This is a genomic window from Actinocrinis sp. (assembly GCF_035650855.1).
Lineage (GTDB): Bacteria > Actinomycetota > Actinomycetes > Streptomycetales > Catenulisporaceae > Actinocrinis.
In genome coordinates this window covers 1-10,003 of sequence record NZ_DASRGV010000077.1, presented here as the reverse complement: position 1 = coordinate 10,003, position 10,003 = coordinate 1, and the positions used below count along the sequence as shown (strand labels likewise).

Below are 10,003 nucleotides of genomic sequence, written 5' to 3'. Positions count from 1 at the left end.
CCAGACGCAGCGTCAGCACCCGGAAGCTGTTCACCGGGGCGATCGTGCTCGGCGTCATCGGAGGCGTGGCAGGCGGATTCACGATTCAGGCGATGCGCAGTCCCACGCCCCTGCCGCCCCTCGCCGTCACGCAGCCGGCCTACCCGCGCGGCCCGATCTTCGACGGCACGCGGCCGCCGGCACTGCCGGCGAGTCAGGACGACGCCACGATCGTCAACGGAGATCTGACGAAGCTGCTGCTGCCGACTCCGGCCGGTGCGACGGCCTCGTTCTACGACCACGAGTGGGTCGAGCTCTCACAAGACGCCGCGGACTGCACCCTTCCGGCGACCTGCTTGGCTAACGAACTGAATGGCCGGCTCGTCCGTATCGCCGCGACGACCTGGACTCAGAGCGACGGGTTGTTCGTTGAGATTCGGATGTACCAGCACCTGCCCGGACACTTCGACGCGGTCGCAACCGATCTTGCCTCGGCAAAGAGCCGCAGCAATACGCTGACCCTGCCGGACAGCGTCACAGCAGCCGGATACGAGTTCTCCGCCTCCGACGGTTACAACGACGACTTCGCCGTTGCCGTGCACGGAGACCTGGCCGTCGACTTCTGGGTCACCTCGAAGAACCACGCCCCGGATCCGTCGATCATCAGCAAGCTGATCACGCAGCAGATGGCGAGGCTGTGATGGAACCCCAGAACCAGACCGAGCCGCAACACACCCAACCCCAGACCCAGCCGCAGCCGCAGCCATTCCCCCAGGAGCTACCTGCTCTGCCTGCGGCAACACCGCCAGCCACGACACTGCCACCTGAGTTCGCACGCCCCATCACCAAGCGCACCCTCCCGCGTAGCAAAGTGCTGATTGCCGTCGGCGCGGTGCTTTCCATCGCTGTCGGCGCGGGGATCGGCGTGGCCATCGTGCAGCACCGGGAAGACCGCAACAACGAGACGATCGCCGCCGCGCGCGCTGCCGCCGCAGTCAAGCCGGCACCGGTGACCGGCGGTGTGCGATCCGACGGCTCGCACTACGGCTCGCTGTTCGCGTACCTGCTGCCCATGCCGAGCGGATACACGCCTGGGCCGTACGACGGGAGCTACGGCAACAACAGCTTCGTTCCGGCCGCGCAGATCACCTCGCAGCTTGAAGACCTGCTCTCCGGAATCCCGAAGTCCGACATGTCGAGCGTCAAGGGGGCGCTGGCCAACACGCACCTCAAGGGCGTCGCGGTCCGCACCATGCAAACCCAGCAGTCGGCCACCGCCGTCGTGGTCTCGGTCGAGTTGCTCCAGTTCGACGTCAAGGACGCCAAGAGCGCTGCGGCCGGCTTCGACAGCCTGGTTTCGAACCTGAACGTCTTCCGCAACGGTGCCTCAGTGCCCGGATACGGGCAGGCGAAGTGCGTGCTCCCGCCCGGATTCGGCAGCGACAAGCTCGACGAGATGCTGTGCGTCGCGTCGAGCGGGGACGTCGAGGTGGTGGTCGACGCGCAGGAAACCGCGCCGCTCGACCAGAACTCGGTCGCGACGCTGGTCGCACAGCAGCTCGACCGGCTCAAGACGTCTCAGAGTATTGATCAGTGAGGCCGTGATGACGACAGACACAGGACTGCCCGACGAGGCGGCCGAGCCGATCGACCCGACCCGGCTCCCGGAGGCTCAAGCCGCCGACCCCGCCATTACCGCTCCAGCCGCTCCCGACCCGGCCGCCGGCACCCCAGCGGGAACCGTCACCACCACTGCCGACCCAGCCAGCGCTGCCGCCGCCGATACCACCGCCGCCGCTGCTGATGCTGCCGACCCAACCGGTGCTGACACCGCAGCTGCCGATCCGGCCGATGGCATCATCCCCGCTGCCACTGCCACTCCCGACCCTGCCTTGATCGAGGCCGAGTCGGCGCGGCTCGCAGAGGCTGCAGCTCGCCGGTCACGCAGGCGTCGCAACGCCTTGCGCTGGACTGGCGCGGTAGCCGTAATGATCGCCGTCGGCGGTGGTACCGCCTTCGCGCTCGCGATCCCACAGCGCACCGATATGCCCGGCCTCGGCACGTCCTCAGACGGCCGGTACGCCTTCCCGCAGCTCAGCCTCCCTGCGCTTCCGGCCGGCCAGCCCGCGCCTGCTTCCTCAGCTGGCGCGGAATCCGGGCAGCACCTCGCCGATATTCGAAAGCTGCTGCTACCGAAGCCCGTCGGCGCGACGACCCAGCCGGTGAAGAACGCCGTCGACGGCTGGCTCGCCGACCCGTCACCGCTGTTCATCGACCAGGACGGCAAGCGAATCCTCGCCGAATACGGGCTACGACACACGGCCGCCGCGAGCTGGAACGCCACCGACAACGCGACAACGACGATCTACCTGCTCCAATTCGCCGACAACAAGGCGGCCTCCGCCGCTCAGTCCGCGTTGGCGGATGGCAACCTCACGGCACTGGACGAGCCCGCCCTCTCGACGGCGATCACCGGAGTACCGAGCAACGTCGCGGCGCAGGATCTCGTCGTGCTGTCGAGCGGCGTGAACGGCGAGTATTCGACGGTCAAGGGCAGTGGCAAGGTCGCCGAGTACGGGTCGTTCGTCTCGGGTGACACCGTCGCAGTGATCACCCAGTCTGGACCCGCGGGCCTCCAGTTCGCGCCGTTCAAGCAGGTGATGATCCTTCAGGCGGAACTGCTCCAGTAGCCGGCCGCGGCGGCAATGCGGGTTTGGACAAAGACGGCGGGGCCTGCACCGATTGGATGGGGCAGGCCCCGCCGTCTTACTTCTCCGTCATCGCTGCTGGCTCAGCGGTCGCAGGCTCAGTGCCTGCCTACGACAGGCGGCCGAGGACCAGCTCGCGGACCCGGGCCGCGTCGGCCTGGCCGCGGGTGGCCTTCATCACCGCGCCGATGATGACGCCGACCGCGGCGTGGTTGCCGCCGCGGATCTTCTCGGCGACCGCGGCGTTGGCGGCGATCGCCTCGTCGATCGCCGCGAGCAGCGCCGAGTCGTCCGAGACCACCTTGAGGCCGCGCGCCGCGACCACCGCGTCCGGGTCGCCCTCGCCCGCCAGCACGCCCTCGACCACCTGCCGGGCCAGCTTGTCGGTCAGCTCCCCTGCTGCGATCAGCGCGACCACCCGGGCCACCTGCGCCGGGGCGATCGGCAGCTCGGCCACGTCGACGCCGCGCTCGTTGGCGACCCGGGCCAGCTCGCTGGTCCACCACTTGCGGGCCTGATCGGCCGGGGCACCCGCGTCGATGGTCGCCACGATCGCGTCCAGCGCCCCCGCGTTGACCACGGTCTGCATGTCGAAGTCGGAGATGCCCCACTCCTCGGCGAGCCTGCGCCGCCGCACGGTCGGGGACTCCGGCAGCGTGCCGCGCAGCTGCTCGACCCACTCGCGCGACGGGGCGACCGGTACCAGGTCCGGCTCGGGGAAGTAGCGGTAGTCCTCCGCCTCTTCCTTGACTCGGCCCGAGGTGGTGGTCCCGTCGTTCTCGTGGAAGTGCCGGGTCTCCTGCACGATCTTGCCGCCCGAGGCCAGCACCGCGGCGTGCCGCTGGATCTCGAAACGGGTGGCCCGCTCCACCGATCGCAGAGAGTTGACGTTCTTGGTCTCCGAGCGGGTGCCGAACTTGGTCTCACCCTTGGGCCGCAGCGACAGGTTCACATCGCAGCGCATCTGGCCGCGCTCCATCCGCGCCTCGGAGACGCCCAGGGCCCTGATCAGCTCGCGCAGCTCGGTGACATACGCGCGGGCCACCGCCGGGGCCAGGTGCCCGGGCACCTCGATCGGCTTGGTGACGATCTCGATCAGCGGAATGCCGGCCCGGTTGTAGTCGACCAGCGAGTACTCCGCGCCGTGGATCCGGCCGGTCGCGCCGCCCACGTGGGTGGACTTGCCGGTGTCCTCCTCCATGTGCGCGCGCTCGATGCCGATGCGGAAGGTCTGCCCCTCCACCTCGACGTCCAGGTACCCGTTGTACGAGATCGGCTCGTCGTACTGCGAGGTCTGGAAGTTCTTCGGCATGTCCGGGTAGAAGTAGTTCTTGCGCGCGAACCGGCACCACTCGGCGATCTCGCAGTGCAGCGCGAGGCCGATCCGGATCGCGCCCTCGACCGCGGTGCCGTTCACCACCGGCAGCGAGCCGGGCAGCCCGAGGCAGGTCGGGCAGACCTGGGTGTTCGGCTCGGCACCGAACTCGGTCGGGCAGGAGCAGAACATCTTCGTGCTCGTACCCAGCTCGACATGGACCTCAAGGCCCATCACCGGGTCGTACCGCTCCAGGGCCTCGTCGAACCCGAGGAGCTCTTCGGTCGTCACACTCATCTCGTGGGTTCGTCCTTCTCACTTGCCGGAGGGGAGCATCAGCGGCTCGGCCGCGGCCGTGGTTTCCGCGGCCCGCTTGGCCTCGCGCATCGTGCGCTTGGCCAGCAGCAGCGTCACCACGAGCAGCGCGGCGTTGAGGATGGCGTGGGTCAGCGCGAGCTTGTCGCCCTTGGCCCGCGCGGTGCGCAGCGCGCGGGCGGCCGAGACCGCGCCCAACGCCTGGGTGCCGGCGAACACCGCGCGGCCCACCGTGCTGGCGGGGACCTTGACGACCGGCTTGTCTTTCTTGGCCGCGGCCTTCTTGTCCTTGCTCACAGCGCCGGGACCTCCTCCAGGATCGGGTGCCCCCACCGGTCGAGCAGCGCCGCCTCCAGGGCCGCGCCGACCCGGTAGAGCCGGTCGTCCTTGAGCGCGGGCGCCAGGATCTGGAAGCCGACCGGCAGCCCGTCCTCAGGGGCCAGGCCGCAGGGCACCGACATGCCCGCGTTGCCGGCCAGGTTGGTCGGGATGGTGCACAGGTCGGCCAGGTACATCGCCATCGGGTCGTCCGCGCGCTCGCCGATCCTGAACGCGGTGGTCGGCGTGGTCGGCGAGACCAGCACGTCGGCGCGCTCGAAGGCCCGGTCGAAGTCGCGGATGATCAGGGTGCGGACCTTCTGCGCCTGCCCGTAGTAGGCGTCGTAGTAGCCGGAGGACAACGCGTAGGTGCCGAGCATGATGCGGCGCTTGACCTCGGCGCCGAAGCCGGCCTCGCGGGTGAGCGCGGTGACCTCCTCGGCGCTGCGGCTGCCGTCGTCGCCGACCCGCAGGCCGTAGCGCATCGCGTCGAAGCGGGCCAGGTTCGAGGAGCACTCGCTCGGCGCGATCAGGTAGTAGGCGGGCAGCGCGTAGTCGAAGGAGGGTGCGTCGATCTCGACGATCTCGGCGCCGAGTTCGGCCAGCAGGTCCACCGACTCGCGGAACCGCTGCCGCACGCCCGGGGCGTAGCCCTCGCCGTCGAACTGCTTGACCACGCCGATCCGCAGACCCCTGACTCCCTCGCTCGCGCCGAGGCGGGCCGCCTCGACCACCGGCGGCACCGGCGCGTCGATCGAGGTGGAGTCGAGCGGGTCGTACCCGGCGATCGCCTCGTGCAGCAGCGCCGCGTCGAGGACGGTGCGCGCGCACGGGCCGCCCTGGTCCAGGCTGGAGGAGAAGGCGACCAGGCCGTACCGGGAGACCCCGCCGTAGGTGGGCTTCACGCCGACGGTGCCGGTGACCGCGCCGGGCTGGCGGATCGAGCCGCCGGTGTCGGTGCCGATGGCAAGCGGGGCCTGGAACGCGGCGAGGCTGGCCGCCGAGCCGCCGCCGGAGCCGCCGGGGATGCGCTCGAGGTCCCAGGGGTTGCGGGTTGGCCCGTAGGCGGAGTTCTCGGTGGAGGAGCCCATCGCGAACTCGTCCATGTTGGTCTTGCCGAGGATCACCACGTCGGCCTCCCGCAGCCTGCGGGTGACCGTGGCGTCGTACGGCGGCAGCCAGCCCTCGAGGATCTTCGAGCCGCAGGTGGTCGGGATGCCGCGGGTGGTGAACACGTCCTTGAGCGCGAGCGGCACGCCGGCCAGCGGGCCGAGCCGCTCCCCCGCGGCGCGCTTGGCGTCCACGGCCGCGGCCGCGGCGAGCGCGCCCTCAGCGTCCACGTGCAGGAAGGCGTGCACCTTCTCGTCGACCTTGGCGATCCGGTCCAGATGCGCCTGCGTGACCTCGACCGCGGTCAGCTCGCCGGAGGCGATGGCGCCGGCCAGGTCGGCGGCGGTGCGCCGGGTGACGTCGGAGCCTGATGCTGTTGTGGACACCTCAGTCCTCCCCGAGGATACGCGGAACCCGGAACCGGTCGTCCTCGGCGGCGGGGGCCTGGGCCAGCACCTCTTCGCGGTCCAGGATCGGCGTGCCGGCCGGCCGCACGACGTCCGCGCGGAAGACGTTGGTCAGCGGCTGCGCGTGCGAGGTCGGCGGGACGTCGTCGGTCGGCAGTTCGCCGACCCGGGCCACCGCGCCGACGATCGCGTCGAGCTGGCCGGCGAAGTGGTCGAGTTCGGCGTCACTGAGTTCCATGCGGGAGAGCTTGGCGAGGTGTGCCACCTCCTCGCGGGTGATCGAGGGCATCCGGGGCCTTCCTGTGCCGACTGGAGTCTGTGGCGTTGTCATAGAACAACGCTGCGCTCCATCGTAGTCGGCGCGTGGCGACGGACTGTGTCGGATTTCGCGCACCTGTGGATAACTCGCGTCAGCCGCACGCGGCGTCAGCGCACGAGGTATGACTCGCGCTCAGGACCCGCGGAGCGGCCGTTGAGCCAGCGGGTGGCCTCCGGTGCGGGCAGTGCCTTGGCCAGCAGCCAGCCCTGCGCGGCGTCGCAGCCGAGCGCGGCGAGCCGGTCCCAGGTCACGTCGTCCTCGACGCCCTCGGCCACGACGTGCAGGCCGAGCGAGTGGGCGAGGTCCACGGTGGAGCGCACGATGGCGGCGTCCTCCGGGTCGTGGGCCAGCCGGGCGACGAAGGACTTGTCGATCTTGATCTCGTTGACCGGGATCTTGCGCAGCAGCACCAGCGAGGAGTAGCCGGTGCCGAAGTCGTCCAACGAAAGCCGCACGCCCAACGCCTCCAAGCCGCCGAGCGTGGCCGCGGCGCGCTGCGGGTCCTCCAACAGCACGCGCTCGGTGATCTCCAATTGCAGCGCGGTCGGCGGCACCCCGTACTTGAGGAGCCCGGCCTGGATCGCCGGAACGAAGCCGGGCCAGTGGATATCGCGCATCGAGACGTTGACCGCGACCGGCACCGCGAGGCCCGAGCGCCACCAGCGGGCGACCTGCGCGAGCGCCTGGTCGACCACGTACTCGGTGAGCTTGGGCATCAGCCCGGTCTGCTCGGCCAGCTCGACGAACTCCTCCGGGTTCACCGCACCGCGGGTCGCGTGCTGCCAGCGCACCAGGCCCTCGAAGCCGACCACCTGCCCGGTCGCGAACGCCACCTTCGGCTGGTAGTGCAGCTGCACCTCCCCCGCCTCCAGCGCCCGGCGCAGGTCGCCGAGCAGCGCGAGACGGTCGGGGGTGTTCAGGTCGCGGCCGGCCTCATAGCAGGCGACCACCGAGCGCGACTTCTTCGCCAGGTACATCGCCACGTCCGCGCGCTGCAGCAGCTGCTCGAACTCCTCGGCGTGGTCGGGGTAGAGCGCGACGCCGACCGAGGCCTCCAGGTCGAGGGTGATGCCGTGCAGCGGGAACGGGTCCTCGAAGGTGTCGGCGAGGCGCTGCGCCGCCTCGACGGCCGCGGCCTCGTCCTCGACGTTCGGCAGCAGTACCGCGAACTCGTCGCCGCCGAGCCGCGCGACGGTGTTCTCGTGGCTGACCGCGCAGCCGAGCCTGGCCGCGACCACGCGCAGCAGCTGATCGCCCGTCAGATGGCCGAGGGTGTCGTTGACTTCCTTGAACCGGTCCAGGTCCAGCAGCAGCAGCGCCACGTGCCGGCCGGTGCGCGCGGCCTCGGCCAGCGCCTGCTCCCCGTGCTCGCGCAGCATCTTGCGATTGGGCAGCTCGGTCAGCTCGTCGTGGCTGGACTCCCAGTCCCGCTCCCGTCCGATCTCGGCGTTGCCGTGCACGATCAGCAGCACCGGGACGAAGAACGGCAGCAGCCCGGGATCGCTCAGCGCCACCGAGGCGACCAGCGGAGCCAGCACCACCATCGCGCCGGTCGCCTTGACCTGATGCAGCGCCTCACGCCGGATCAGATCCATCAGCGGCACGCCGCTGGACAGGCTGAGCGCGGCCCAGACGAAGAGGTGATTGGCCGTCGCGTACACGGCGCCGGCGACCACCAGGGCCAGCGAGCGCTGCCAGCCGAGCGAGTCGCCTATCTGCAGCGGTTCCTGGAAGAAGAGCCCGAACACCATTCCGCCCAGGGCGAGCGAGACGGCGTACTGGGTCACGTTGAAGGTGGTGCGCCACCAGCTGTGCTGGTTGACCACGGCGCAGACGACCACGGCGACGGCCTGCGCGACGGCGGCGGCGTGCCAGCCGCACAGGGAGAGCAGCGCCAGGGAGAAGGCGACCGCCGTGGTGGAGCCGTCGTGCTCGTGCCGGGCCAGCACGGGACGCAGCTCACCGACCACGACCAGCAGGCCGAGCAGCCAAGCGGCGCCGGAGCCGCGCAGATGCCCGCTGCCGAGGTCCTGGATCACCCGGGCCGCCGCGTAGCCGATCACGCACGCCCCGGCAAGGTTGGTCAGCAGCAGGTACGCGCGAAACGCAAGCGGGCGCGCGACAGCGTCAGTACGGTGCACCGCCTGCGCCATCCGCCCTCGCCCTGGTCTCTCATGCATTCCGGCCGCCGCCGCACAGCCGGCGGCAGTGCCCGGCCGCGGTCCCGGTAGGCGCCGCCCGGATCCGACCGCCCCAGGTTATTCGCAAGGCTCGTACTCCCGCGAGGGTTCGCGGCAGATCGTGACTCAAACAAGCCGGATTGAAATTGGCAGGATTACGCCGCCCCGGACGGGGAACCACCCACTGCGGACTCCTCCTGGCCTGCGTCCTGTGCAGGTCCGGCGGGCGGCCCCTCCGCCAAAAGTCGGCGAAAGCCCGCCTCGTCGAGCACCGGTACGCCCAGTTCGACCGCTTTATCGTGCTTCGAGCCCGGATTCTCCCCGACCACCACATATGAGGTCTTCTTCGAGACGGATCCGGACACCTTCGCCCCGGCCGCCTGCGCCGCCTCCTTGGCGCCGTCCCGGGTGAAGCCCGCGAGCGTGCCGGTGATCACCATGGTCAGGCCGGTCAGCGGCTTGGGCCCGGTGTCGGCCGGGACCGAGGGGCTGACCCCGGCGGCCAGCCAACGTTCGACGATCTCCTTGTGCCAGTCCACGGCGAACCACTCGACGATGGACTGCGCGATCGTCGGCCCGACTCCCTCGATCGCGGCCAGTTCCTCGGCGGTGGCCGTGGACACCCGCTCCAGGGAACGCAGTTCGCGGGCGATCTCCCGGGCCGCGCTCGGGCCGACGTGCCGGATGGACAGCGCGACCAGGTAGCGCCACAGCTCGCGGGTCTTGGCCTGCTCCAGCTGCTCGATCAGCTGCTCGGTGGTCTTGGTGGGGACGGAGGGCTTCTTCGCGGTGGGCTTGGTGTAGAAGTAGGGCACCAGCTCGCGGTCGCCCTCCTTCGCGTCCTTGCCGCGCGCCTGCTGGTACATCCGCGGCGCGGCCCCAGGTGGCAGACCGACACCTGCGACGCCACGTGCCTGGCCGTCCAGCAAGCATCCATGGAGTGCGCCGCGAAGGGCGGTGACCTCAACGGCGGCAAGTGCATGGTCCCGGTCCCACCCAAGCCACACCACTGGTGGGAAACCGCACTCGCCATCGTCGCTGCCGTGGCCGTCGTCGCGATCGCCATCGCTTGCGTCGTCCAACCCGAACTGATACCTGCCGTCGCAGCCATCGCCGAATCCGGAGCAACCGCCTTCGCAGCCACCGGCAGCGTCACCGCCACAGTCCTGGCGGCCACCGCGACAGCCGTCGAAGTCGGCGCCACAGCCATCGGCGCTACAACCATCGCAGCGTTCGCAGGTGGAGTGGCGATCGCGGCTGGTGGTGGATCTGCCATCGCTAGCGGCTCGTCAGGCTCTGGGTCAGATTACATGGCTGAAGCTGACAGTCACACGCCTGGCGGCCACGCGATC

At 70.2% G+C, this 10,003-nt stretch carries 9 protein-coding genes and 1 pseudogene; 4 read left to right on the top strand and 6 right to left on the bottom strand.

What is annotated here, in order from left to right; all coding sequences use genetic code 11:
- The 3 genes from VFB40_RS06170 to VFB40_RS06160 form a co-directional block, all read left to right on the top strand.
- The coding region (locus VFB40_RS06170) for a hypothetical protein (protein WP_324848319.1) at nucleotides 1-680 on the top strand (680 nt) is incomplete at its 5' end.
- Nucleotides 681-871: 191 nt separating this feature from the next.
- Complete coding sequence (locus VFB40_RS06165) at nucleotides 872-1,576, top strand: hypothetical protein (RefSeq protein WP_324848318.1); 705 nt, start codon at nucleotides 872-874, stop codon at nucleotides 1,574-1,576.
- A gap of 7 nt (nucleotides 1,577-1,583) precedes the next feature.
- On the top strand, nucleotides 1,584-2,669 hold the full coding sequence (locus VFB40_RS06160; RefSeq protein WP_324848317.1) for a hypothetical protein: 1,086 nt from the start codon (nucleotides 1,584-1,586) through the stop codon (nucleotides 2,667-2,669).
- Between the two features lie 127 nt (nucleotides 2,670-2,796).
- On the opposite strand, the gene gatB is transcribed toward VFB40_RS06160, so the two are convergent.
- From gatB to VFB40_RS06130, 6 genes are all read right to left on the bottom strand, one after another.
- Nucleotides 2,797-4,299, bottom strand: a complete 1,503-nt coding sequence (gene gatB, locus VFB40_RS06155) for an Asp-tRNA(Asn)/Glu-tRNA(Gln) amidotransferase subunit GatB (protein ID WP_324848316.1) — start codon at nucleotides 4,297-4,299, stop codon at nucleotides 2,797-2,799.
- 18 nt (nucleotides 4,300-4,317) lie between these two features.
- Complete coding sequence (locus VFB40_RS06150; protein WP_324848315.1) at nucleotides 4,318-4,614, bottom strand: hypothetical protein; 297 nt, start codon at nucleotides 4,612-4,614, stop codon at nucleotides 4,318-4,320.
- Nucleotides 4,611-6,131 carry an Asp-tRNA(Asn)/Glu-tRNA(Gln) amidotransferase subunit GatA gene (gene gatA / locus VFB40_RS06145; RefSeq protein WP_324848314.1) on the bottom strand — a complete coding sequence of 507 codons (1,521 nt, stop codon included), beginning with the start codon at nucleotides 6,129-6,131 and terminating at the stop codon, nucleotides 4,611-4,613. Before gatA ends, VFB40_RS06150 begins: the two co-directional genes overlap by 4 nt.
- Before the next feature lies 1 nt (nucleotide 6,132).
- Complete coding sequence (gene gatC / locus VFB40_RS06140; protein WP_324848313.1) at nucleotides 6,133-6,441, bottom strand: Asp-tRNA(Asn)/Glu-tRNA(Gln) amidotransferase subunit GatC; 309 nt, start codon at nucleotides 6,439-6,441, stop codon at nucleotides 6,133-6,135.
- A gap of 137 nt (nucleotides 6,442-6,578) precedes the next feature.
- The gene (locus VFB40_RS06135; RefSeq protein ID WP_324848312.1) at nucleotides 6,579-8,624 is read right to left on the bottom strand and encodes a putative bifunctional diguanylate cyclase/phosphodiesterase; all 2,046 of its coding nucleotides are present in this window, start codon (nucleotides 8,622-8,624) and stop codon (nucleotides 6,579-6,581) included.
- 182 nt (nucleotides 8,625-8,806) lie between these two features.
- Nucleotides 8,807-9,517 carry a helix-hairpin-helix domain-containing protein gene (locus VFB40_RS06130; RefSeq protein ID WP_324848311.1) on the bottom strand — a complete coding sequence of 237 codons (711 nt, stop codon included), beginning with the start codon at nucleotides 9,515-9,517 and terminating at the stop codon, nucleotides 8,807-8,809.
- A gap of 69 nt (nucleotides 9,518-9,586) precedes the next feature.
- Here VFB40_RS06130 and VFB40_RS06125 point away from each other — a divergent pair.
- Nucleotides 9,587-10,003, top strand: a pseudogene (locus VFB40_RS06125) (hypothetical protein); the annotation flags it as partial.

Coding starts and splice junctions, on each gene's coding strand:
- VFB40_RS06160 (WP_324848317.1), top strand. CDS start 1,584: ATGACGACAGACACAGGACTGCCCGACGAGGCGGCCGAGCCGATCGAC.
- gatB (WP_324848316.1), bottom strand. CDS start 4,299: ATGAGTGTGACGACCGAAGAGCTCCTCGGGTTCGACGAGGCCCTGGAG.
- gatC (WP_324848313.1), bottom strand. CDS start 6,441: ATGCCCTCGATCACCCGCGAGGAGGTGGCACACCTCGCCAAGCTCTCC.
- VFB40_RS06135 (WP_324848312.1), bottom strand. CDS start 8,624: ATGGCGCAGGCGGTGCACCGTACTGACGCTGTCGCGCGCCCGCTTGCG.
- VFB40_RS06130 (WP_324848311.1), bottom strand. CDS start 9,517: ATGTACCAGCAGGCGCGCGGCAAGGACGCGAAGGAGGGCGACCGCGAG.